The organism is Bacillus sp. KICET-3 (assembly GCF_033261025.1).
In the GTDB taxonomy this organism is placed as follows: Bacteria; Bacillota; Bacilli; order Bacillales; family Bacillaceae; genus Bacillus; species Bacillus sonorensis.
The window spans coordinates 3,918,520-3,942,067 of sequence record NZ_CP137345.1 but is presented as its reverse complement, the minus strand read 5'-3'; the positions used below and the strand labels follow the sequence as shown (position 1 = coordinate 3,942,067).

The 23,548-nt window shown below is 45.8% G+C and carries 24 protein-coding genes, 1 tRNA gene and 1 pseudogene; 14 read left to right on the top strand and 12 right to left on the bottom strand.

What is annotated here, in order from left to right; genetic code table 11:
- The first annotated feature begins 80 nt into the window (after positions 1-80).
- Together R5H20_RS20225 and R5H20_RS20220 are read left to right on the top strand one after the other, a co-directional pair.
- Complete coding sequence (locus tag R5H20_RS20225) at positions 81-860, top strand: ABC transporter ATP-binding protein (protein WP_006639195.1); 780 nt, start codon at positions 81-83, stop codon at positions 858-860.
- The gene (locus R5H20_RS20220) at positions 835-2,778 is read left to right on the top strand and encodes an ABC transporter permease (protein WP_006639194.1); all 1,944 of its coding nucleotides are present in this window, start codon (positions 835-837) and stop codon (positions 2,776-2,778) included. Before R5H20_RS20225 ends, R5H20_RS20220 begins: the two co-directional genes overlap by 26 nt.
- Positions 2,779-2,802: 24 nt before the next feature.
- Here the strand turns inward: R5H20_RS20220 and R5H20_RS20215 are convergent, their stop codons facing one another.
- Complete coding sequence (locus tag R5H20_RS20215; protein ID WP_006639193.1) at positions 2,803-3,498, bottom strand: ArsR/SmtB family transcription factor; 696 nt, start codon at positions 3,496-3,498, stop codon at positions 2,803-2,805.
- A gap of 85 nt (positions 3,499-3,583) precedes the next feature.
- Between R5H20_RS20215 and R5H20_RS20210 the strand changes: the two genes are divergently transcribed.
- Positions 3,584-4,183 carry a flavin reductase family protein gene (locus R5H20_RS20210; RefSeq protein WP_006639192.1) on the top strand — a complete coding sequence of 200 codons (600 nt, stop codon included), beginning with the start codon at positions 3,584-3,586 and terminating at the stop codon, positions 4,181-4,183.
- 7 nt (positions 4,184-4,190) lie between these two features.
- On the opposite strand, the gene R5H20_RS20205 is transcribed toward R5H20_RS20210, so the two are convergent.
- Entirely contained in the window at positions 4,191-5,171 is a 981-nt protein-coding gene (locus tag R5H20_RS20205) for a 2-hydroxyacid dehydrogenase (RefSeq protein WP_006639191.1), read from the bottom strand.
- Between the two features lie 395 nt (positions 5,172-5,566).
- Between R5H20_RS20205 and R5H20_RS20200 the strand changes: the two genes are divergently transcribed.
- Entirely contained in the window at positions 5,567-6,160 is a 594-nt protein-coding gene (locus tag R5H20_RS20200) for a beta-class carbonic anhydrase (protein ID WP_006639190.1), read from the top strand.
- A 23-nt stretch (positions 6,161-6,183) separates the two neighbouring features.
- Positions 6,184-7,803, top strand: coding sequence for a SulP family inorganic anion transporter (locus R5H20_RS20195; protein WP_006639189.1), 1,620 nt, complete (start codon positions 6,184-6,186; stop codon positions 7,801-7,803).
- A 44-nt stretch (positions 7,804-7,847) separates the two neighbouring features.
- Here R5H20_RS20195 and R5H20_RS20190 read toward each other — a convergent pair whose 3' ends face one another.
- Both R5H20_RS20190 and R5H20_RS20185 read right to left on the bottom strand, forming a co-directional pair.
- On the bottom strand, positions 7,848-8,825 hold the full coding sequence (locus R5H20_RS20190) for an HD domain-containing protein (RefSeq protein ID WP_006639188.1): 978 nt from the start codon (positions 8,823-8,825) through the stop codon (positions 7,848-7,850).
- The gene (locus R5H20_RS20185) at positions 8,815-9,144 is read right to left on the bottom strand and encodes a MazG nucleotide pyrophosphohydrolase domain-containing protein (protein WP_006639187.1); all 330 of its coding nucleotides are present in this window, start codon (positions 9,142-9,144) and stop codon (positions 8,815-8,817) included. The genes R5H20_RS20190 and R5H20_RS20185 overlap by 11 nt, the downstream gene beginning before the upstream one ends.
- A 110-nt stretch (positions 9,145-9,254) precedes the next feature.
- Between R5H20_RS20185 and R5H20_RS20180 the strand changes: the two genes are divergently transcribed.
- Positions 9,255-9,830 (top strand): LOG family protein, encoded by a 576-nt coding sequence (locus R5H20_RS20180; protein ID WP_224254441.1) that lies wholly within the window; start codon positions 9,255-9,257, stop codon positions 9,828-9,830.
- Between the two features lie 28 nt (positions 9,831-9,858).
- Positions 9,859-10,464, top strand: coding sequence for a DJ-1/PfpI family protein (locus R5H20_RS20175; protein ID WP_006639185.1), 606 nt, complete (start codon positions 9,859-9,861; stop codon positions 10,462-10,464).
- A 44-nt stretch (positions 10,465-10,508) separates the two neighbouring features.
- On the opposite strand, the gene clpP is transcribed toward R5H20_RS20175, so the two are convergent.
- Positions 10,509-11,105, bottom strand: a complete 597-nt coding sequence (gene clpP / locus R5H20_RS20170; RefSeq protein ID WP_006639184.1) for an ATP-dependent Clp endopeptidase proteolytic subunit ClpP — start codon at positions 11,103-11,105, stop codon at positions 10,509-10,511.
- Positions 11,106-11,356: 251 nt separating this feature from the next.
- On the opposite strand from clpP, the gene R5H20_RS20165 reads away from it, so the two are divergent.
- A tRNA-Arg gene (locus R5H20_RS20165) sits at positions 11,357-11,432 on the top strand.
- A gap of 74 nt (positions 11,433-11,506) precedes the next feature.
- On the opposite strand, the gene R5H20_RS20160 is transcribed toward R5H20_RS20165, so the two are convergent.
- Positions 11,507-11,938 (bottom strand): SMI1/KNR4 family protein, encoded by a 432-nt coding sequence (locus tag R5H20_RS20160; protein ID WP_006639183.1) that lies wholly within the window; start codon positions 11,936-11,938, stop codon positions 11,507-11,509.
- A 33-nt stretch (positions 11,939-11,971) separates the two neighbouring features.
- Positions 11,972-12,400 carry a hypothetical protein gene (locus R5H20_RS20155; protein ID WP_006639182.1) on the bottom strand — a complete coding sequence of 143 codons (429 nt, stop codon included), beginning with the start codon at positions 12,398-12,400 and terminating at the stop codon, positions 11,972-11,974.
- Between the two features lie 102 nt (positions 12,401-12,502).
- On the opposite strand from R5H20_RS20155, the pseudogene R5H20_RS20150 reads away from it, so the two are divergent.
- Both R5H20_RS20150 and R5H20_RS20145 read left to right on the top strand, forming a co-directional pair.
- A pseudogene (locus R5H20_RS20150) lies at positions 12,503-13,027 on the top strand (SDR family NAD(P)-dependent oxidoreductase).
- On the top strand, positions 13,009-13,239 hold the full coding sequence (locus tag R5H20_RS20145) for an SDR family oxidoreductase (protein ID WP_006639180.1): 231 nt from the start codon (positions 13,009-13,011) through the stop codon (positions 13,237-13,239). Before R5H20_RS20150 ends, R5H20_RS20145 begins: the two are co-directional and overlap by 19 nt.
- Before the next feature lie 101 nt (positions 13,240-13,340).
- On the opposite strand, the gene R5H20_RS20140 is transcribed toward R5H20_RS20145, so the two are convergent.
- The 3 genes from R5H20_RS20140 to R5H20_RS20130 all read right to left on the bottom strand — a co-directional run bounded on the left by R5H20_RS20140 (position 13,341) and on the right by R5H20_RS20130 (position 17,870).
- On the bottom strand, positions 13,341-14,879 hold the full coding sequence (locus R5H20_RS20140; RefSeq protein WP_051056695.1) for a glycoside hydrolase family 32 protein: 1,539 nt from the start codon (positions 14,877-14,879) through the stop codon (positions 13,341-13,343).
- A gap of 69 nt (positions 14,880-14,948) precedes the next feature.
- Complete coding sequence (locus R5H20_RS20135) at positions 14,949-16,403, bottom strand: glycoside hydrolase family 68 protein (protein ID WP_006639178.1); 1,455 nt, start codon at positions 16,401-16,403, stop codon at positions 14,949-14,951.
- A 375-nt stretch (positions 16,404-16,778) separates the two neighbouring features.
- Positions 16,779-17,870, bottom strand: coding sequence for an NADH-dependent flavin oxidoreductase (locus R5H20_RS20130; RefSeq protein ID WP_040348630.1), 1,092 nt, complete (start codon positions 17,868-17,870; stop codon positions 16,779-16,781).
- Positions 17,871-18,044: 174 nt separating this feature from the next.
- Between R5H20_RS20130 and R5H20_RS20125 the strand changes: the two genes are divergently transcribed.
- Positions 18,045-18,377 carry a winged helix-turn-helix transcriptional regulator gene (locus tag R5H20_RS20125; protein WP_006639176.1) on the top strand — a complete coding sequence of 111 codons (333 nt, stop codon included), beginning with the start codon at positions 18,045-18,047 and terminating at the stop codon, positions 18,375-18,377.
- A 51-nt stretch (positions 18,378-18,428) separates the two neighbouring features.
- Here R5H20_RS20125 and R5H20_RS20120 read toward each other — a convergent pair whose 3' ends face one another.
- Together R5H20_RS20120 and slrR are read right to left on the bottom strand one after the other, a co-directional pair.
- Entirely contained in the window at positions 18,429-18,953 is a 525-nt protein-coding gene (locus tag R5H20_RS20120) for an NAD(P)H-dependent oxidoreductase (RefSeq protein WP_006639175.1), read from the bottom strand.
- Between the two features lie 395 nt (positions 18,954-19,348).
- Positions 19,349-19,807 carry an HTH-type transcriptional regulator SlrR gene (slrR, locus tag R5H20_RS20115; RefSeq protein WP_006639174.1) on the bottom strand — a complete coding sequence of 153 codons (459 nt, stop codon included), beginning with the start codon at positions 19,805-19,807 and terminating at the stop codon, positions 19,349-19,351.
- Positions 19,808-20,043: 236 nt separating this feature from the next.
- On the opposite strand from slrR, the gene R5H20_RS20110 reads away from it, so the two are divergent.
- From R5H20_RS20110 to R5H20_RS20100, 3 genes are all read left to right on the top strand, one after another.
- Positions 20,044-20,796 carry a YveK family protein gene (locus R5H20_RS20110; protein ID WP_006639173.1) on the top strand — a complete coding sequence of 251 codons (753 nt, stop codon included), beginning with the start codon at positions 20,044-20,046 and terminating at the stop codon, positions 20,794-20,796.
- Complete coding sequence (locus R5H20_RS20105; RefSeq protein ID WP_006639172.1) at positions 20,786-21,469, top strand: CpsD/CapB family tyrosine-protein kinase; 684 nt, start codon at positions 20,786-20,788, stop codon at positions 21,467-21,469. Before R5H20_RS20110 ends, R5H20_RS20105 begins: the two co-directional genes overlap by 11 nt.
- A gap of 260 nt (positions 21,470-21,729) precedes the next feature.
- Complete coding sequence (locus tag R5H20_RS20100) at positions 21,730-23,547, top strand: polysaccharide biosynthesis protein (protein ID WP_006639171.1); 1,818 nt, start codon at positions 21,730-21,732, stop codon at positions 23,545-23,547.
- Position 23,548: the final 1 nt, after the last annotated feature.

The following is a 23,548-nucleotide window of genomic DNA, read 5'->3' as shown; positions in this document are numbered from 1 at the left end:
GCCGTCCGGTTTGCAAGGTAATTCGATGGGAGTTGTTTTCGCTCCTTTTTATAATAAAAGAAAAAAAGGAGAAGGAAGCAATGACTGTATTAGAAACAAAGCATTTATCAAAAACGTATTTTTCGGCTAAAGGCGGCTTTTCGCATCAGGCGCTCGACAATTTTAATATATCGGTTGAACAGGGTGAATTTGTAGGCGTGATGGGGCCTTCCGGAAGCGGAAAGACGACGCTTCTCAACCTCCTGGCGACGATTGACCTGCCGACAAACGGCGATTTAATCATAAACGGAACAAATCCGGCAAAACTGAAAGACCATAAGCTCGCATTATTTCGCCGACGTGAGCTCGGCTTTATTTTTCAAGACTTCAACCTCCTTGAAACGTTAACGATCAGGGAAAACATCCTTCTGCCGCTTGCCCTTGATAAGGTGAGGGCGAAGGAAATGGAGTCAAAGCTGCTAGAATTAGCGAGAACATTGCAAATCGACCATATTCTCAATCACCGTACCTACGAGGTTTCCGGCGGACAGCAGCAAAGGGCGGCCTGCGCCAGAGCGATGATTCATGAGCCGGCCCTTATTTTGGCTGATGAACCGACAGGCAATCTTGATTCAAAATCGGCCAAACAAGTGATGGATTCATTGACAAAATTGAACCGGGAAAAAAGCGCGACGATTTTAATGGTTACTCACGACCCGACAGCGGCGAGTTTCTGCGAACGGATTATCTTTATTAAAGACGGCAAGTTTTTCTCTGAAATCCGCAAAGGGACAAACCGGCAGGATTTTTATCAAAGCATCCTTGACACTGTAAGCGTATTGGGAGGTGATTTCCATGAACATGAGAGTCATCGCCCGTAAAAATATTCAAGGAAATATCCAGCGCTACCTCGCTTATTTCCTAAGCTGTGTGTTCACGGTTTCCGTGTTTTTTATATTTTCTTCTTTTATTTATCATCCTGATGTAACGGAAGATAATATTTACGGAGGAGAAACTGTAAAGGCCTGCCTTTATGCGGCTGAAGTCATCATCATCGTATTTGCAATCTTTTTTATCATGTATTCCAATTCCGCCTTTTTGCAGGCTCGAAAAAAAGAATTTGGTTTATTAAGTTTGTTTGGTACGTCAAAACACCAATTGCGGAAAATGATTTATTACGAACAAACGATCATTTCTTTTGTTTCAATCGCGATGGGGATTGGTGTCGGGCTTTTATTTTCGAAGCTGTTTTTCATGGCGATGACGGCCTTGATGGATGTGAAGGCTCCGATTTCGTTTGCGATCGTTCCCAAGGCCTTGATCATTACGGCTGTCGGCTTTACCGTCCTGTTCCAGGCGCTGACGATCCTGTCGTTGGCGCGGATTCGCAAGCTTCAGATCATCGACCTGTTAAAGGCCAAACAGCAGCCGAAAGGAATGCCCGTATATTCAAAATGGCTCACCATTCTTTCTCTGCTTTGTCTTGCCGGATGTTATACGATTGCGGCAACGGCCGGGATGATTGATATCGTCTTTCGGGTGTTTCCGATTTTGATTCTTGTGCTGGTCGGGACCTATTTCTTTTTTACGCAAAGCAGTGTGGCGATTTTTCGCGGACTGTATAAGCATAAAACAAGCTTTTACAATGGAACAAACATCATCACCCGCTCCAATATTATGTTTCGCTTGAAGGATTATGCGCGGATGCTGTTTTTGACATCGATCATTACGGCAGTGATTTTAACGGCGACGGGTGTCATTTATATGTTCTACGCCGACCTGAAAAGTCAGGGGGAAACCGGAATTCCGCAGGCCGTGTCATGGGCCGAACAAGATGCTACGGGTTACCATGTCATCAAGCCTGATGAGGTTGAAGCGGCTCTTCAAGATGCGGGAGCTTCCATTCAGTACCGGATCGAGGTGACGGGGATTCCCGTTTCGCTCAAAACAGACAATATGAGATGGAAGCAGCTCAATAATCAAGCGCTGATGATCTCTGAGAATGATTTTAATAAGGCTGCTGAAAAAAAACACCTTCCGCCGGCACAGTTGAAAAAAGGGGAGGCGTTTATCAACCTTTCCTACAGCTACAACAATGAGCCGTTTTTTCATCCCGGTGAGAGCGCGGAGGTCAAAACATCAACTGGGAAACACCTTACGTTAAAAATGGGGAAAGAGCGGGACAAAGGGGTCCTTTTCAGCATGGGCCGGATCAGCAAATTAGTTGTCGTCGATCAGGACACATATGAGAAAACGGCGGAAGCGGTGCCGCTGAACAAACAGACAAAAGTCATCGGCTATGAGCTTGCTGATTGGGAGAATCAAGTCGCTGTTGCTGAAAAGCTGGAACAAATGGTGCCGAAGGAGCAAAAAGACTTTTTTCAAGTCCGGGCGCCGGGCTATCAAGTGATGAAGCAGGCGACGGCGCTTACGCTGTTTATCGGTCTGTTTATCAGCATCGTGTTTTTCGTGGTCCAGGGGAGCATGATGTATTTGCGCCTTTTCACGGAAATCGAAGATACGCGGATTCAAGTATTCGCTTTAAGAAGAATCGGCGTGACAAAAAAGGAAATCAGGGCGATTCTCGGAAAACAAATGGGCTTTCTGTTTTTTATTCCGTTTGTCGTGGGATCGATACATGCGGCTTTTGCCTATAAAGCCCTCAGCAATATGCTCAAGTCCAACCTGTTTTTCAGCGCGGCAATCGTCATCGGCATCTATTTTATCTTCCAGGCCGTGTACTACTTGGTTACGCGAAAGGTTTATGAACGGGCCGTTTTAAAGAATATGAATCTATGAAAAAAGAACTGATTCGATTCTGAATCAGTTCTTTTCTATGGAAATATGGAACACTCGTTCAAGCTCTTTTTCACCTTTTGGTGTGATGGTGACAGCTCTTGAGAGCGGACGGCGCTCAATCCAGCCCATGCGGATAAAGCCGTCCAGCAACGCGGCGCCTAAAGCGCCGGCGAGATGGTAGCGTCTTTCGCTCCAGTCCAGACATCTATGGCAAAAGGAGCGGCGCTTTCTTTTGACTTCCTCCAGGTCGATGCCAAGCTGCTTAAAACATGATGCGCCTTTGTCAGTAACAGTGAATGCTTCTTCATTCTCTTGCAAAAAGTCAAGGTGCACCAGCTGTTCGGCAAGTTTTACGCCAAGCGCACCTGCCAGATGATCATAGCATGTCCGCGCTTTCCTGATGGCTTTAGCCTCCGCGGATTGCCGGAAAGACCTGATGTCAGCAGGGGGCGCTACCAGAAGAAGGCTTTCCAGCGCCCGGGCGGTTTCCGCATCTTTAAGACGGTAATAATGGTGCCTTCCTTGCTTCTGACAGATGACCATGTCCGCATCCGCCAGTTTCGCAAGATGAAAGCTTGCGGTTTGCTGTTTGACGCCTGCAAAGCCGGCGAGCTCTGAGGCTGTATAAAACCGGTCATCGAGCAATGCTGTTAAAATGGCCGCTCGCGACGGCTCGCTGACAAGCTTGGCAACCTCTGCTATATTCGGGCTGACGTTCATAGCGATACCTCCAGTCTGTAATCCATATTTCGATCATAATCGATATATGGATAGATTACAATGAAAGGAGCAAGGAGGAAAAAGGATGAACCAACAAATCAAAGAAATTCACCCAAGCATTTTGTACTACGGAACACCCGTTATTTTGCTGAGCACGCAAAATGAAGACGGCTCCACGAACCTCAGCCCCCTTTCCTCTTCTTGGGCGCTCGGGGATTGCATCGTGATCGGAGCCGCAACAGAAGGAAAAGCTTTTGAAAACATGAGGAGGCAGCAGCAGTGCGTGATCAATCTGCCTGATCCGTCATTGTGGAACCATGTAGAAAAACTGGCTGCTTATACGGGGAAGAATCCCGTTCCAGCGGCAAAAAAACAGCTCGGCTTCACATATAACAAAGAGAAGTTCGCAGCGAGCGGATTAACGCCGGCACGTTCCCAATCGGTCAAGCCGGACAGAATCGCAGAATGCCCCATCCAAATTGAAGCCGAGGTCAAACACATTCGTATTCCCGATGATTCGCCGTTCTTCGCCGTTATTGAAACGAAGGCGGTGCATGTGCATGTTCATGAGTCCATCATGAAAGGGACGAACCATATCGATCCCCAAAAATGGAGCCCTTTGATTTATAATTTCAGGCACTATTTCGGATTGGGGAAGGAACTCGGCAAAACATTTCGAGCCTGAGCCTTCCTCAGGCTTCTTGTTTTAATTCCTTCACGACATCCCGCGGCTGTTTGCCTTGAAGACCGTCAATCAGGTTTTTGGCGGCGCATTTCAGCATGTTGGTGTGGGTGACGCTGGTGGATGAACCAATATGGGGAACGATTGTCACATTGGGGAGGCTTAAGAGCGGATTGTCTTTTTCAATCGGCTCTTTTTCAAATACATCTAGCCCCGCCCCTTTAATCCACCCTTCTGTCAGCGCTTTGATCAACGCTTTTTCGTCGACCGTTTTGCCGCGGGATATATTGATGAAGATGGCGGAATGCTTCATTTGTTTCAATTCGCGTTCTCCAATGAGGTGGAACGTTTCCTTTGTAAGCGGCGTGATCATGACGATGAAGTCTGAGCGCTCTAAAAGTTCGTTGAATTCGGCGTATACGGCGCCGGTTTTTTTCTCGGCTTCCGGTTTACGGCTCCGGCTGTAATAGAGGACATTCATGTCAAAGCCCAATGCGGCCCGTTTGGCTACCTGTTCGCCGATCCGGCCCATTCCGATGATGCCAAGCGTCTGATGATGGACATCGCTTCCAAACAGGCTTTCCTCATCCTCAGATTTTGTCCATTTCCCATCGCGTACATAGCGGTCAAGCTCTGCGATCCGGCGCGCTGAAGACAAAATCAGCCCAAAGGCGAGATCCGCCACCGTATCGTCGAGGACATACGGCGTATGGGTGCCGATCACAGATTTTTCTTTCATGGCTTCAAGATCAAAATTATCGTAGCCTACTGAAAAATTGCTGACGATTTTTAATTTCGGCGCACTGTATAATAATTCCCGGTCGATTTTCGTTCCGGAGGTCAGAAGGCCATCTGCCTCCTTGATTTTTTCCAACAAAACTTGTCTCGGAATGCGTTCGCGGGACGTCCAAACTTCATATGTACAATGCTCGGCAAGCAGTTCTTCCACTTCTTCCGGAATCGGCTTTGTGACGTATACAAACGGCTTCATCTGCATTCTCCTTTGTAAATATGATCTACTGCCATTATAGAGGAAAAATCAATTTTACAAAAACCAAGGCTGGCGAAGAAATGCGGGACTATCAGATCATTTGTGCAACATCCCCATTTTGGAAATCATTAATAAAATTTTTTAATTAATTTTAATGCATTATTTTGACTATAAATTCACTTGTGCGTCTTGTGAGTTGATTTCCAATAATGTTTTTATAGGTGAACAAAAGTGTAGTTTTTATTATTTTAGAAAGATATAAACATCGTTCATTTTTATTTTCAGTACATTTTGATCGAATTTTTTGAATCAAATCAAAATTCAAAAATCATGTGCTATAATTCGTTCATGCAACAAGTTGAGTTCATATGACTATGAAAAGGAGTGAGAGAAAAATGGCTAACTTATCTTCCATTTTGAAGCACAATCAGTCTTTTGTAGAGGAAAAGAAATACGAGTTTTACGAAACGACCAAATTTCCCGAAAAAAAACTTGTGATTTTGACATGTATGGATACCCGGTTATTAGAACTGCTCCATCATGCCATGGGTTTAAAAAATGGAGATGCAAAAATTATTAAGAATGCAGGAGCCGTTGTTTCTCATCCTTTTGGCAGCGTGATGCGGAGCATCCTTGTAGCCGTCTATGAGCTGCAGGCGGAAGAAGTCTGTATCATCGGACATCACGAATGCGGCATGGCGAGTCTGGAGGTTTCATCTATTCTTGAAAAAGCCAAACAGCGCGGAGTAAAACATGATTGTCTGGAGCTGTTGACGAACGCCGGCATTGATTTGGATTCGTGGATGACAGGCTTTGAAAGTGTTGAAGACAGTGTCACCCATAGTGTGAAAATGGTGCGAAGCCATCCGCTTATGCCGGAAGACGTTCCGGTCCATGGATTGGTCATCGATTCCAAGACCGGGCGTCTGGATGTAGTGGCAGATGGTTATTCCGGGATGAATGTTTCGCTTTCGGAAAATAAGGGATGATCATAATGGGGAGGATTGAATGAATGCTACGTTTTTCCGGCAGATTTGAAGGGTACAACTTAAAGCGGTTTCAAAAAGACATTGTAGCTGGAATGGTGGTGGGGGTCGTCGCGATTCCGCTCGGAATGGCTTTTGCCATCGCCTCGGGTGTAAAACCTGAGCACGGTCTTTACACTGTGATCGTGGCCGGTATATTGATTTCGCTGCTTGGCGGGTCAAAATACCAGATTGGCGGGCCTACGGGCGCATTTGTGCCAATTTTGTTCGCGATCGTTTTGCAGTATGGCTTTGAAAATTTGTTGATCGCCGGCTTTATGGCCGGAGCGATATTGGTCATATTGGGGCTGCTGAAGCTCGGAAAGATTATGAAGTTTATTCCCCGGCCGGTAATTATCGGTTTTACCGCCGGAATCGCGATGATTATTTTCACCGGGGAAATCGCAAAATTTTTAGGTTTGAGAAATGTTGAAAAGCATGAAAGCTTCTATATGAATATGAGAGAGATTGTCATCAATTTGGATACACTCAGCTTTTACAGTGTGTTGACGGCTGTCGTATCGCTCTTCTTTGTGCTGTTCACGCCGAAGGTATTGCCCAAAGTTCCCGGTGCGCTGGCCGGTCTATTGGTATCGACGCTGATGGCGACAACGTTTTTTCCGGAGCACATCGTCACGATCGGCTCAGCATACGGAGAAATACCGCACAATTTGCCGAGCTTTCAATTTCCGGAGCTTTCTTTGGAAAAGATCGTATACTTGCTGCCTCCGGCTTTGATGATCGCGATGTTAGGGGGAATCGAGTCTCTGCTTTCCGCGATGGTTGCGGATAACATGAAAGGGACAAGGCATGACAGCAATAAAGAGCTTGTCGGTCAGGGAATCGCCAACATGGCGGCTCCGCTTTTCGGCGGTATTCCGGCGACAGGAGCGATCGCCCGGACGGCGACAAATATTAGGACAGGTGCCGCTTCGCCGTTATCAGGAGTGGTTCACGGCGTATTCGTTCTGCTCGTCCTCCTGTTGTTTGCTCCATATGCATCCCTGATTCCGCTTGCAAGCATGGCGCCGATTTTGATGGTTGTCGCATGGAATATGAGTGAGCGGAAAGAGTTTGCCAACATTTTAAGGATTAAAAATTCGGATTCGGTTGTTCTCGTCGTCACGTTTTTACTGACAGTATGGCAAGATCTTGTTTTCGGGGTGGCCGCCGGCATTTTATTGGCGATTATCACCTTTATCGCAAGAATGAGCAAATCGTTTCGCATTCAGAATGATGCCTCAGAGGCGATCATTCAGGTTGCGGCTTCAGGGGAGGAAAAGAAGTTTCACAGATCAGTCAGCATCTATTCGGTTGAAGGGCCGCTGTTCTTCGGTTCGTCAAATTCGTTAGAGGATTCGATCCTGAATAAAAAGCACATGCCAAAACTGTTGATCCTTCTGATGAATAAAGTGGACTATATGGATTCTTCAGCAGAAGGAAGCCTGATGACGATCGTCAACAGAGTGCATCAGCAAAACGGAAAGGTGATGATTGTCGGACTTCAGCAGCAGCCGCGGGAGCTGCTTCATAAAACAGGGCTGTTTCATAAAATCGGCAAGCAGCACTTTGTAGACCGGCCTGAGCAAATATTTGATGTCACATAAACACAGCAAAGAAGCCTGTTCCGAAAAAGCGGAACAGGCTGTTGTTATTCCGTCACTTTGACAAAGGCTCCTTTTTTCATCTTATCGGCGGCTCTTTCCTTCATTCGGCGGACGTTTTCCGAAAGGGCGGAGGCCGGCGTTTTGTCTCCCTGGTGGATGACGCTTGGATCAATGTTCCTTGTTTTTAATGTTTTATGAAATGTGAAATCATCCGGATTCCCTTGTTTGACGTGCTGTTTTGCCGTGGTCAGCCTGTCCAATTGGCTATGCAGGCGGGAGTCTTGCTTTAACACAGCAAGCAGTTCATCATCTGTTTTGAGGACATCCTGTACGCTGATCAATTCCATCTCCAGCGCTTGCTTTAATACACTGCTTACGGTATCCAGCCCGTACAGATTTAATGGATTCATAAAAAAACCGATCACTTCTTTATAATAAAGGTCGGTAAACCATTCCGCAGCTTCAATGGATGTGCAGCATATTTCCCCTGCAAAAACCGTCAGCCCCGTCTGCAAAAATGTTGCGATTTCGTCTTTGTTTGCAAAGCCGTAGGCAAAGGAATCGCGCAGTGTATAATCGATGCGGTCCGCACACAAGGCGGGAGCGGGCCGCTCAAGAAGCGTCCATTTTCGATCGTCGTCAAGCAGCTCCTCATGATTGAATCCATATGTATGCAGAATCTCCGGTATAGCGGAATGACTGACCCATGTTGCAAAGATTTGCTCGTGGTAATCTTCATTCTCTATGTTGAATACATCGTCAACTACATGGGAAAAGGCAGTATGTGAGACATCATGAAGCAGGCCGGCTATTTGTTCCTCAAGGCTTCCGCCAAGCTGTCGAATCAATAGCATGACACCCAGGCTGTGTTCGAAGCGAGTGATATTCCATCCGGGATGTACGAGAAAGCTCGCCCCTCCCTGATGAACCCCCTTTAGCCGCTGAACGGCTTCTGAGCGGATCAAATCGCTTAGCACAGGCTCCACATCAGCTTCACCGTAGAGACGGTCATCAATCAGCATACCGTTTTTCCTCAAATCGTTCCGTCAGCTTTTTTCGGTGCGCTTCCATCATTTCTTCAAGAGAGACATCATATAGTCCCGCAAGCATGATCAGGTTTCCCATCACATCACCCATTTCCTCGATGAGTTCCCGTTTTAATTCAGCAGCGGGACGCTTGATTTCATCAGGGCGGTCTCTGCCGATTTCATAGGCTCTGACGGCTCTGGCCAGCTCGCCTGCTTCCTCCACTAAAAATCCGATTCTGATGAAAGGGCCGTACTCGCTCCAGCCCCTTTTCTGATAAAATTCTTTTGTCCATCGTTCAGCTTCTGTGATCATATGAAGTCACTCCCATTCTAAACATTCCATTATATTATCGCACACGAAACAAACAATATATAGTACAATGTTAGTTGTTTCGATCAATATATTGAGTTGGAGTGAACAGGATGAAAACGGTATACGTATATTCGGGATCAAATATGGGAGAAAATCCGGAATACAAAAGAAAAGCGGCAGAGCTAGGCGCTTTTATGGCTGAAAAAGGGCTCCGTCTCGTATACGGCGGTTCCAGGATGGGCCTGATGGGGGTGATTGCAGATACCGTGCTGGAAAACGGCGGTGAAGTGATCGGCGTGATGCCGAAAGGCCTTTTTAAAGGGGAGGTGGTCCATCAACAGTTGACAGAACTAATTGAAGTCAGCGGTATGCATGAACGCAAAGCGAAAATGATGGAACTCTCCGACGGGTTTATCGCCATGCCTGGCGGGTTCGGCACTTTTGAAGAGTTGTTTGAAGTGCTTTGCTGGGCGCAAATCGGCATTCATCAGAAGCCGATCGGACTCTATAATATAAGCGGGTATTTTGAACCGCTGCTTGAGATGCTCAAACACAGCGTGCAAGAAGGCTTTTCAAACGAGTCCCACCTGCAGCTGATTTACGCTTCATCAAAAGCGGAGGAACTGATTGGAAAGATGAGTGATTATCATTATCCGGTATTGGAGAAAAAGTGGAAGGATTTATAATAGAAAGAAGAAAAGGGAGATGGTGCGGATGAAAAAGAGATGGAAGGCCGGCTTGCTGCTGTTTGATGAAGTAGAGGTGCTGGATTTTGCGGGGCCGTTTGAAGTGTTTTCAGTGACGGCGGCTGAAGATGGAGGGAAAGAGCGGCCGTTCGAGGTCAAAACGATCTCTGAAACAGGTGAAGCTGTGACGGCAAGAAACGGCTTGACGGTCGTGCCTGATTTTTCAATCGAGAATGCGCCGCGTTTTGATATATTGATCATTCCGGGCGGACCGGGCGCCAGAAACCGAGAAGTACATAATGACCGGCTCATCGGCTGGATCAAAAAAGAAGCCGAACATACAGAGCTTTTGCTGTCCGTATGCACAGGAGCGCTCCTTTTGGCAAAAGCGGGATTATTACACGGAAAAAGCGCGACAACGCATTGGGCGAGCTATGACAGGCTCGAGCAGGAGTTTCCGGAAGTGAACGTGGTTCGGGGCGTGAAATTCGTTGATGAAGGAAATATCGTCACATCAGGCGGCATATCGGCAGGGATCAACATGTCTTTTCATATCGTCAAACGGCTTCTCGGTGAAGAAACGGCAAGGCAAACGGCAAAACGGATGGAGTATGACAGTCCGTTTGGTCCGTAAAAAAGAAAGAGCCGCCGGATCGCTCCGGCAGCTCTTGTTGCTGCTTACTTTTGCGCATCGATGTTGCGCGTCAGCACTTTATCGATTAAGCCATATTCTTTGGCTTCTTCAGCTGTTTTGAAGTTGTCGCGGTCCGTATCGCGCTCGATGATTTCGAGCGGCTGGCCGGTGCGTTCAGAAAGGATTTTGTTCAGTTTGTCGCGCAATGAAAGAATACGTTTTGCCGCGATTTCGATTTCAGTCGCCTGGCCTTGCGCTCCGCCCAGCGGCTGGTGAATCATCACTTCACTGTTTGGAAGGGCATAGCGTTTTCCTTTCTCACCGGCAGCAAGAAGGAATGCACCCATGGACGCCGCCATTCCCGTGCAAATTGTGGAAACTTGCGGTTTAATAAATTGCATCGTGTCATAGATCGCCATACCGGCAGTAATAGAACCGCCCGGGCTGTTAATGTAAATGCTGATATCTTTTTCAGGATCTTCAGCTTCAAGGAATAAAAGCTGTGATACAATGGAGTTCGCAACATTGTCATCGATAGCTGACCCCAGCATGATGATACGGTCTTTCAGCAGGCGTGAGTAGATGTCATAAGCTCTTTCCCCGCGATTCGTCTGTTCAATGACTGTAGGTATTAAATTCATAATGCTCCTCCTTCACCTTAAAAGGTAAGTATGTAGTTTAATCATACATTTTTGGTCAATAAAGGTCAAACAAAAAGCAGCCTTCATGAAAAAGACATACTGAGCATTATGTTTCCCACTTTTGAAGAAATTCAAACAGGCAGGGCAGACCGGTACTGTCATAAATATAAAGGCGATTTTAAATGATATTGTGATTGACTTCTTGTAGATAAGCCCTTATAATATAAATTGCTGACGTTAAAGAATATTATGCGCTCGTAGCTCAGCTGGATAGAGCGGTGGTTTCCGGTACCACGTCTGCCGGGGGTTCGAATCCCTCCGAGCGCGTCATATACAATCGAAAAAAGACAAGGATTAGGCGAAGTGCCGTCCTTGTCTTTTTTTTTAGCAATGAAGGCATCTCATATGTCAAACCAGTCATTGTCGATCGCGTTTTCAATTTCTTCCAGGATAAATTCGTAAAAATGATCGGCTGTATGGTAGATTCCTTCTTCATACGCGCTCCAATTGACAACGGGACACTCGCCATCCTTCATCTTTTCGGTATCAAGACAATAACAGTATTCGTCAACATCCTGGATGACGACGTACCCTTTTGGAATGTGAAAAGACTTAAAGGATTGGTGATCTGCCAATATGTCACTGCACCCGTTCAAGTCAATTCCATCGCCCCCGCCGCCGAATTCTTTTAAAAACCATTTGAAGCTCTGGGGAAATGTCACCTGAAGCTTTTTTTCCGTTTCTTGAATCACTTCTTCGCTTTGCTTCTCAAACGTGTGCTCACGCTGATGTTCTTTTAACAGCTGTTTGATTTTACTTTTGTACGTTTCCAATTGAATTCCCCTCCCAGGACCATTTTAACAGCTTTAATCATTCACACCCAATTCAAGCGCATACATTGAATCGGACCCAACGAAGACAAAGTTGGTGCAATACATAAAAAACACACCGCACTCGGATTCTAATTCATATATTTGCACATCATCGCTTAGAAATTGAAACAGGTGCTGAACGAATGCTTGAGTTTGATCGTCTTCGTCAATGGATTTTTCGCCTTTTGTTTCATTTTCTTTTTCAAAAAACCAGTAATTGATTGCTTTTATTAATGTTTCTTTTGAACAGGGTTTATACCCTAATACATCTGTCACACCTTGAAAGGTGAAAGCGTCTATAATGGAAGCGTGCAAATCGTGTTTGTCTTCCATTTTTCTCATTTCAAACGTGTACCCATGGTTTGTTCTATGATTTACTTCTTCCATTGCCTTCAAATATCCGTTTAAAAAATCAATTGTCATGTTTTAGGGCCCTTTCTAAACATATCATTTACTATTTACATCTCACGAGGTGCAAATTTGCATATTTCATCATATCATAGCCGGGCCCCTCTTTTTACTTGAATTGCCTGTGAAATCAAAACCGCTCTGGTCACCGGCGCCTCTTCAGGGATCGGTGAAGCCTTTGCCTGTGAGCTTGCCAAAAAAGGGAGTCATCTCATTGTAGCAGCCCGTTCGCACGATAAACTGGAGAAGCTTGCCGTCGAACTGGAAACAGCGCACAATATAAAAGCTGTGCCCATTCCGATTGATCTTTCGGCAGGCGACGCCCCTGGAAAACTCGAGGAGGAAGTAAAACGCCGGGGGCCTGCAGGTTGATATTTTGATTAATAATGCGGCTTCTGCATGCAAGGGGTGGTTGAACACAATTCACGCGCGCGTTTATTACAAGAAATCCAGCTGAATGTTGCGTCACTCACGGATTTGACGCATCAGCTGATCAGAGGCATGAGCGAGAGAAAAAACGGCATCATTGTGAATGTTGCTTCTCTTACCGCTTTTCAGCCTGCGCCTTATATGGCCGTCTATGCGGCAACAAAAGCGTATGTGCTGTCTTTTGCTGAAGCTTTATGGGCAGTAAACCAGTAAACCGAGGTAACGGCGTAAAAGTGCTGGCCTTATGTCCGGGGGAGACGGACACTGCGTTTTTCAGCGCATCTGGAGCAGATGAATCATTTACCCGCAAACGGATGTCGCCGATTGAGGTCGTCCATGCCGCGTTTAAAGGAATGGAACACGGAAAGAGTTCGGTAATTGCAGGCAGGGTGAACTACCGTCAGCACAGGGGCCCCGTTTGTTAACCCGTCCATGCGGTGCTGAATATTTCTGAACGTGTTTTTCGCGCGCCACTACTCATGCGGTGCAAAAAAACAGGTGCCTGTCTAAGCAGCACCTGTTTTTGTCATTCAAAATGTTTAACTGTTAAATGTTCAAAGACAGCCGTCCCGTTTTCGGTAAAAAGCGTGATCCCTTTATCATGTAACTTGGGAAAAGCCTGATTTGACTGAGTGATCCGGCCGTCGTCTATAAACAGTTCTACCGTCGTTTTATCAACGATGACCGTTATATGGGCCTTCTTTTTGCTTGCATCAAAGGGCGCTCTGCTTTCTAGATAAGTTCGGGTGCTGTCGGGCTGTCCTGTGAAACCTCTGTTGACATAAGAATATCCGCCTTGGACAAAAATGCCCGCATCAATGTGTCGTTTTTGATTTTCCGATTCCCTCAGTCTGATGCCAACGTTTTTGATATCAGACCATGAGATATCAGCATCGAGCCGGTAAGTATCGCCTTTGACGGGAAGCGTTTTTGATCCATTGACCTTAATTTTTTCATCATATTCGGTTGAAACGGTTAATTTGTCTAATTGGCTGATGGGCTGTGACGCCAGGCTGTATATATTATCTTCATAATGTTTTAATTGAAGCTGCCGCACGATCGAATCAGTTCCGTTAAACCCTTCTTGCTCTGTCGGCGTATCATTTGAATAATCCCAATTATTCATCCAGGCCAGTGCGTACCGTTTCGCATATTTATCGCTTGACTCACCGTCTTCAAACGTCACGCCTGCATACCAGTCGAATCCGTAATCAAGCCATTGCGGTTCTTCGTGATCTGCAGCAAAATCCTTTCCGTTATAGCTTCCGGTCCAATATGCAAATGTATTCGGTTTTCCGGAAGGCTTGGCATTGGCACTCGCGCCGAGCACCCACTTGTATGTCCCGTCATTTGCCCGCATCTTGAAGAGATCAGGACATTCCACAATGCCGATGTTGTTCGTCTGAAATCCGCCTGTGTAGCGCCATTCCTTTAAATTCCGAGATTCATAAAAACCGATTTTCGTTCCTTCCGCGAGCGCCATGACCCATTTTTGCTCCTGCTCGTCCCAGATCACTTTCGGATCTCTGAAATCAACCGAACCAGGGTTTGCCAATACCGGTTTTTCCCCGTAAGGAGCAAACGTTTTTCCTCCGTTTGTGCTGTACCATAAAAATTGTTCTTCTTTGCCGCTGTCCGCAGATGGCTGCGTCATAATGGCCACGATCGCTCCTTTTCCAAAACCGGCTGTGTTGTTCGAATCAACAACGACAGATCCGGACCATGGGTCACCATTTTTATTTGTATATTTAGGAATGGCAACCCCCTCATCCTCCCAGTGCACCAAATCGCTTGATGACGCATGGCGCCACTCCGTTCCATTTCCTTTCGGATAATCGCGGTTATAGAGATAATAGTAGTGGTACTTTCCATTAAAATAAACAGGCTTCTGGGGATCATTTTTCCATTTGTCGGGAGTGGTTAAATGAAATGCGGCACGATACGTAGATCCTGATTGAGTTTTTTGTGTTTTTTCCGTTTTTTCCGTTTGGCTGGCCGGCAACAGCATGGCCATGAAGATGCCGGCACAAATGCTTAAAACAAACATTTTTTGATTCAAACTCATTCCCCGCTTTAATTCTGAGATGACATACGAAAGAAAATGCCGGTCATAATCGGCATTTTCTTTTTTTGGTTATTCATTTATTGTTAATTGTCCTTGTTCAAGAATGCTGTTTTGAACAACGGATGTTTTTGATCCTTTGATATTCAGCAAGAAGCTTGGCGCAAACGTCGCGTGATGCTCGTTCGAAATTCCTCTGTTTGTGATATAGCTTGTGATCACGACCTGGTTGCCTTTGGCTTGCGGCACCGCAAAGTGTGAATAAGTGAATGTGATGTCATTGTAATCCTGATCCATGTGTAAAACGAGTCCAGATTTGTTTAACGGCTTGAACGGTCCGGTTAGTGAATCTGATACATATCCGAGCATATAGATGTCCTTTGAACCGATGCCGTCGATCGTCATTTTTGAGCCTCTTGAATCTGTGAACAGATACCATTTGCCATTCATTTTAAATAGGTTGGCGCGTTCGATCTCATCTGTTACCGTATTGGAAGCAATCAATGGCTTTTTGACTTTTTTCAATGTGTAATCATCATTTAATTCAATGAATCCGAGTGCGCCATTGGCTAAGGAAGCATTCTTTTTATTCGCCCCTTGCAGGAGTTTGCTGCTTTCTTTTTTGAAGAAGGATTTACCTCCGCCGTAGTAAGCTCTGTTAAAAAGAGAATCCTCGCCTTGATACCCTGTTTTTGTTCCTGTATTGGCTTCAAACACAAGATATTTGTGGCCGCGGTCTTCCACATAATGAGGGTCTCTCAGCGTGTGGTTGTCGCCGGAGCTGTAGTTTCCTTCATCAATGAATTGTTGAACGTTTTGGTAGACTGTACCGTCAGCACCGTCAAATACTGATTTGTAATCTTCCACACCTTCAATTTTGAGAGTGTCGGAATCCGGCTGAGAAAAATTAACTTGCGCCGTTGTCAATGTTTGTTTGCCGTATTGCGTGCCTGAGAAAGCTGTGTAGAACAAGCGGACTTTTCCGTCTTTTGTTAATGTTGCAGAACCTGACCATTCTTGTGTTTGATGTTTAAGGTACGGATCGTCAGGAACGAATTTATCGCTGTCCTTAAACACTCTGCCGGCGTTTTTCCAGCTGTTGATGGATGTATCGCCTTTCTTTTGGTAGAATAGGTAGATAGACGTGTCATCGACGTCTTTCGGGTCTCCCGCCAAGGCGAAAACAAGGTGATAGCCATGGTAGGTTGCAACCGTTCCATCGGCATTTTGCAGCGGCCAGCTGTCCCACACGTCTAAATCAATTAAATTTCCCGAGCGGTCATACCCTTTTGCAGAAGGGATGTTTTTGATAGATTCCGGATCAAATTGAGGGACTTTAAATTGTTCGCTCTTTTGCTGCTCGGGAATTTTCAACATGTCATGTCTTGTAATATGAGAAAATCCGTAGCTTTTCTTGTAATCTTTTGTTCCGCTTTCTTTGGCAAAAGCTTGTGACGCGCCTCCTGTCAGCAGTGCGGTTGCAAAGGTTAAGGCTGCGGCTTGTTTTGCAATCTTTTTGATGTTCATCGAAATTCCTCCCTTTTTTTCATTTTCATGATGGTGTGCATGTCTAAAACATAACGTTGGCCCATTATCACCCCTATCCGCAGGATTGCTGCCGGTTTCTCCAAACCCTTAAGAGAACAGAAAAAAGACCTAAAATGTGTAAGGCTATGTACGGCAAAAAGATGGACTTTGCCCTTCACACATTTTAGGTCTTGCCTGTTTAAACAGTAACAATCCCGACGTTATTGAATTACCATCATTCTAATATAATCGGGTCATGGACTCAACTGGTCTAAGCTCCTCTTTTCCCATACATATTTTTGCAATTGACATTGGTTGTAAGCAAAAAGACTCTATTTTCATATGAATCTATAGTCTATATAAGGGGTCAAATCGTTAATCATTGAAATCAATGTACATCGGGATATTTTCCCAAAAGGCGTCTGGAATCACGAGCTTTCGCTGATCATGTCTTGACAGAGTTGTTTGAATATCGGCCTCTTTCCCGGCTTGGACTTTTTGAAGCCACTCCGGATCCATCAGGAGACCCCGTCCGATTCCGATGAGATCGGCTCCTGTTTTCAGCGCTTGAACTGCATCTTCCGGTATGCGTACTTGCCCGGCTCCGATCAGGGGAATGCGGTCTTGGACGGTTTCTTTGATCAGTTCCATCCGCGTGCGGGATCTGTCTGCACCCCGGCGCGGCAAAGACCGGAAATCAACAAGAGATACGTGCAGGTAATCCAATGCTTGTTTTTGCAGTACATTGACGAAAGACAGCGTTTGATCCATCGTGATTCCGGGCGTTTCCGGCTCTTCGGGCGAAAATTTGTAGCCGATGATAAAGGATGGCTGATGACAGCTTTCCGCTACGCGTCTGATTTCTTCTATAATCTGAAGCGGGAATCTCATCCGTTTCTCTAAAGTGCCGCCCCAGCTGTCATTGCGCCGGTTGTAATAAGGAGAGAAGAACTGATGGACGAGAAACCCGTTTGCGCCGTGAATTTCGACTCCGTCAAACCCGGCTTCGATCGCTCTTCGCGCCGCCTGGCCGAAGGCATGGATAAGTTCTTGAATCTCTTGCTCAGATAGTGCCCTTGGCACCGGTGCATCCGGATTTGGAGCGACGGCGCTGGCGCTGACTGTCCGCTCTATACCTTTGGCTCCGGGATGGAAGAGCTGCAGGATCGCTTTTGCTCCATGTTTCTTTAAAGTGGCTGCAAGCCTGGTTAATCCCGGGATTTGATCATCGTGTTCAGCTCCGGGGATGCCGGGGAATCCGGTTCCGGGCTGTATCGTTGTCGCTGACGTGATGGCCATCCCGACATCTGTTGTCCGCGCGGCGTAATAGACCAGTTCGTCATCGGAAATCAATCCTCCCGGCAATGAGGATGAATGCCCCATTGGCGGCATGATGATTCTATTTTTCAATTGGATTCCGTTTTTGAAAGTAAACGGGGTAAATAAGGAAGCGTATTGTTTTTTCATGTTTTTTTCTCCTTTTTGATATAACAATAGCAACCACCGGGAGGCTTCACAAGAACGCAATTTTTTTATATATGCTTTATAAAAATAAACCGTAAGATCGTTCTCTTGAATGCTCTGGTGTCCATATGGTAGGATCAAGTCAAAATTGGCGAATGAAGCAATGGAGGAATTGCTATGAATTCAGCTGTTCAGCATAAAGAATGCTCTGCTTTAATTCATGATGTATTGAAAATTCTCTCGGGTAAATGGTCATTTTTGGTTCTCGCCGAACTCATCCGGGGCAAGCGGCGATTCAACGAGCTCAGAAGAAACTTGGGAAACGTCAACACCAAAGGCTTAACCGACACATTGAGACACCTTGAAGAAAACGGAATGATTTCCCGGCAGGTGTTCCCGACCGTTCCTGTTACTGTCGAATATGCCTTAACGGAAAAAGGTAAGGCTTTCCACAGCATTTTTAAGGAGATGGCCATGTGGGGGGAAAAGTGGATGGATGAACGTGAATGATAGCCGAAGAAATAACAAAACCCGACTTTCCAGAGTCGGGCTTTTTTCGATTTAAAATGACTTCAAAATATGTTCTCTGTACGTTTTTGCGCTTTCAGCCAGCGCGCTTTCACCGATTGAACCGGCCCCGTAAAAAACGTGCGGCGGAAGATAGGTTGCGCCGACAAAATTGCTTGTCGCCTGAAAAGGGCGTAACAGTTCACTAATGGAGTAATGGTTCGATCCTCCTGCCTGATAGGCTTCTTCAGGAGCTCCCGCGGAAACTGCGACCATGAATTCCTTGCCGCGAAGCGCAGTGCCGTTTGTTCCATAAGCCCAGCCGTAAAGCAGGACATGATCCAGCCATTTTTTCAAAAGCGGCGGTGAACTGTACCAATAAAGAGGAAATTGAAACACGATCCGGTCGTGTTCTTCCAGGAGCCGCTGCTCTTTTTCCACATCAATAACCTCATCAGGATATTCTTGATATAGTTCACGGACCGTGATATCGGGTTCGCCTTTCAGTTCTTCCACAAACGTCTTATTCACCACGGACTGTTCCATGTTTGGGTGAACCGCCAGTACTAATACTTTCATTTATTCATCACCTGCTTTCCATTTTATTCAGATTAATTCAAATATCGGGTTTGGTACAACAATTATGCTCAAGGCCTGTCCTTCATCCGGTTGCCGGTGACTAACATCACCCCGTTTAACGGGAATATCGGTTTTTGCTGTGTAAGGAGGATGCCCGAGTCGAGTTTCTTCATTTATAAATAAACATGAGTCAAAAGTCTTTTCACCATAATTGGCTAAAAGACCGTCATGAATAGCTGATTGTACATAAGGCAAACAGGTAAAAACAGAGCAAAAGACGCATGTCATTTTTGCTATTCCAATATTTCACTATTGCGAATTTTTGGTAGTTTCGAATTGGATGTTCACCGTCCAATGCTCTTCGTTATATAAAATCGGAATGAGTGCTGTACAGACTAATGGTTTCTCGTTCTCACCAAGAAGGCCTCTACCTCCTGAACCGTCAATCCCAATTCCTTCGCCTCCGCCATAAGCGCTCTCCATTCTTCGATGTTGGCCTGTGTAAGCTCTCTGCTTCGGAAAAAGGTCCGTTCTTTCTTTTTCTGCTTGAGGCGGTGCGTAAATTGAAACAGTTCTTCCTGATTCATCCCCGCCTGAACGGCCTCTACCAAATGGGTTCTCCATTCATCTTCATGTTCGGCCCGCCGGTAAAGCATTACTTCTGTATCAAACAGCTCTTTTAGTTCCACTTTCAGTGCACGCGAGACTTTTTTGAGAAATTCGACAGAAGGATTTCTGTGAACTCCGCGTTCGATTTTGCTTAAATACGATTTTGAGACGCCTGCAATATCTGCAAGTTGATTAATGGAATAGCCTTTTCTTTTACGGTACATCCGGATGACCTTCCCGATCATATTCATCCTCCCCTTTCCCGTGACCATTCAGTTAAAAACGCTTTCTTGTTCATTATAAGAAATAATTTGTTCTTTATAAAATTCAAAAATTTAAGATATCGACAGAAAACAAAAGAAAACGAACGAATTTGTTCTCTAAAGAGAACTATATAGCTAAATTCAGCATTTTTCAATTCAAATTTTTTCTTTTATAATCCAATCATTAACAAACGGTGTTCCTGAGGAGGCAGTCAAGCATGAAGGAAAACATGGATTTTAAAGAATTGATTGCAATATTGCGGAAAAGAACTGTTCTTATTCTTGTTTTGACAATCGGCGTAACACTGATCAGCGGCATCTTTCAATTCTTTGTGCTGACACCTGTCTATCAGGCTTCGACACAGGTTTTGGTTCATCAAGTCGGTGAGAAAAAAGGGAGTGCCACTTTCAGCGATATTCAAATCAACCTTCAATATACACGGACATTTCAAGCGCTTTTGAAAAATCCGGTGATTCTGGGGCAAGTAAAGGAAGAGCTTCATTTACAGGATTCTGTCGGCAGCTTGAAAGAAAAAATCGCGACGAGCAGTGAAAGTGAATCAGAGATTATCAACATCACGGTTCAGGACAAAAGCCAGGAAAGAGCGGCTAATATAGCGAACACGCTAACGGCTGTTCTCAAGAAAGAAATTAAAAAGATTATGAACACCGATCGTGTAACCGTTCTCTCAAAAGCGGACATCGTCGATTCGCCGACACCGGTCAAGCCGAACTACAAAATGAATATTTTGCTTTCATTTGGCGCGGCCTTAATGGCCGGAATCGCTTTAGCGTTTTTCCTTGATTTTCTCGATGATACGGTAACGCGGCCGTCACAGGTTGAGAAAGAGGCGGGATTCATTTACTTGGGAAGCATTGAACAAATGAAAAACAAAAAAATCAGCTACAGGGGAGACCACAATATGAACATTCGTGTGAAAACGGGAAGGAGTGAGCCGCTTGGGTATTAGAAAAAAACGCTCGAGAAAATACGAGTCGGCGCTAGTCGCTTTGCATCAGCCAAATACACCCATTGTCGAACAATATCGGACGATCCGGACGAACATCGAGTTTTCTTCTTTTGAAAAGCCGTTCAGATCATTATTGATCACGTCGGGTCTCCCGGGAGAAGGCAAGTCGTTCTCCGCCGCTAACCTGGCGGTCGTTTTTTCACAGCAGGAAAAAAAGGTTCTTCTCATAGACGCGGACATAAGAAAGCCGACGATCCACAAAATTTTTGAGCTTGATAACCATTGCGGCGTTACGAACGTGCTGATGAGAAAATCGTATCTGGAAAACGTTGTTCAGCAAAGCCAGGCGGAAAATCTCCATGTGCTGACAAGCGGACCGATCCCGCCGAACCCGGCTGAACTATTATCATCACAGGCGATGGAGGACCTGCTTGAAGAAGCGTACAAGCAATATGATCTTGTGATTCTCGATTCTCCTCCGCTTTTACCGGTTGCCGATGCGCAAATCCTGGCGAATCAGGTGGATGGGAGCATCCTTGTCATCTTGAGCGGAAAAACAAAGCTTGATAATGCGATTAAGGCAAGAGATGCGCTCAATTCCTCCAAAAGCGAGCTGCTTGGCGCCGTCTTAAACGGAAGGAAAGTAAAAAAAGCGCGTCAATATAACTATTAACGGTTCAGACCCGCCGCATATGGCCGGGAAAAGGTGATGTCTTCCTTACCTTTATCAATGGGGGCACTCGGCTCTACCGTGGGCAGCTTCTGCAGCTGCCTTAGATGCAAGTCATCGATGGCTGGGCGTGAGGGCGGGTTAAATGCCCATTTTATTGTATGTACTTTTGATTTCGATTCATTCGTTCGTATCTTTTTAGCTGATGGGATTTTGCCTGGAAAAATCCCGGCAGCTAGTAAGATACATGAGGAGGTAGGAAATTGACATACCGGAGAAGGCTTTCCATCATCACCGCACTAGATTCATACCTGGTTTTGCTGTCCATTTTTATCGGGTATCAGCTGATTTTGCCATCATATGAACTATACCCTTCAGAAATGCTGCTGATGACCTCGCTGATTCTGCTCGGCGCCCAGCATTTATTTGCCCATTGCTTTCATCTTTATAAAAAAGTTTGGGAATATGCGAGCGTTGGGGAGTTATGCGTCTTATTAAAATCAATTACACTATCCCATTTGGCGGCGGTGTTCATTGAATTGCTGTTCTTTCAAAACGTTCCGGTCCGTCTGCTGTGTTTAAGCTGGCTTTTTCAATTGCTTTTGATCGGCGGATCGCGAATGATGTGGCGGATTATCAGGGAGCAGGTGAACAAAGGAAGCAAGGAATCTGCCAGAGCCCTTATCATCGGCGCCGGCTCAGCCGGCAGTTTAATCGCGAAACAGCTTTTCCAGAAACACGAATTGAATATCGAACCCGTCGCTTTTATTGATGATGACAAAACGAAGCACAGGCTTGAAATCATGGGCCTCCCCGTTTTGGGAGGAAAAGATGAGATTGTTCACGCGGTCCGGCAAATGAATATTGACATGATCATCATCGCCATTCCGTCCTTAACGGTCTCCCAAATGCAGGAGATGTATAAAGCGTGCGCACAAACGGGCGTGAAAACGCAAATCATGCCGAAGATCGATGAGATTTTGCTTGGCAGACACCCTGTTGATCAGCTCCGTGAAGTCAAGGCAGAGGATCTCCTCGGAAGGGAGCCTGTTCAGCTTGATACGAGCGAAATCTCCAATACGGTGAAAGACCGCGTCGTTCTTGTCACAGGTGCGGGAGGATCGATCGGCTCGGAAATCTGCCGGCAGATCAGCAAATTTAAACCGAAATCGATTATTTTGGTCGGCCATGGAGAAAACAGCATCCACTCTATATTGCTTGAGTTAACAGAGAAATTCGGAACCAATGTCAGCTATTATCCCGAGATCGCCGACATTCAGGACAGAGAGAAAATGTTTTTGCTGATGGAGCGCTATAAGCCGAATGTCATTTACCATGCCGCTGCACACAAGCATGTCCCGCTGATGGAAAAATGTCCGAAAGAAGCGGTTAAAAACAATATTCTCGGCACTAAAAACGTTGCTGAAGCGGCTGATCAGGCAGGGGTGGAAACATTTGTCCTCATTTCGTCCGACAAAGCGGTCAATCCCGCCAATATCATGGGCGCGACAAAGCGGTTTGCGGAAATGCTGATTATGAATCTCGGCAAAACGAGCAAAACCAAATTCGTCGCCGTCCGCTTCGGCAATGTGCTCGGCAGCAGGGGAAGCGTCATCCCGATTTTCAAAAAGCAAATCGCGAAAGGCGGACCGGTAACCGTTACACACCAGGATATGACCCGGTATTTTATGACGATCCCGGAGGCTTCAAGGCTTGTCATTCAAGCGGGGGCGCTTGCCAAAGGAAGACAGATATTCGTGCTTGATATGGGAGATCCGGTGAAAATCGTCGATCTTGCCAAAAATCTGATTCAGCTGTCAGGCTACACGACAGACCAGATCAAAATCGAATTTACCGGCATACGCCCGGGCGAAAAAATGTATGAAGAGCTGCTCAACCAAAATGAAGTGCTGGCTGAACAGGTGTTTCCGAAAATTCATGTCGGCAAGGCGGTCGATGCTGAATGGACAGTACTTAAAACATTTATGGAAGAGTTCATGTATCTGTCGGACTGCGAGCTGAGAGACCGGTTGTTCAGCGCTATCGGACAGCATGAGAAAAAACTGGTGACAGCGCATTAGG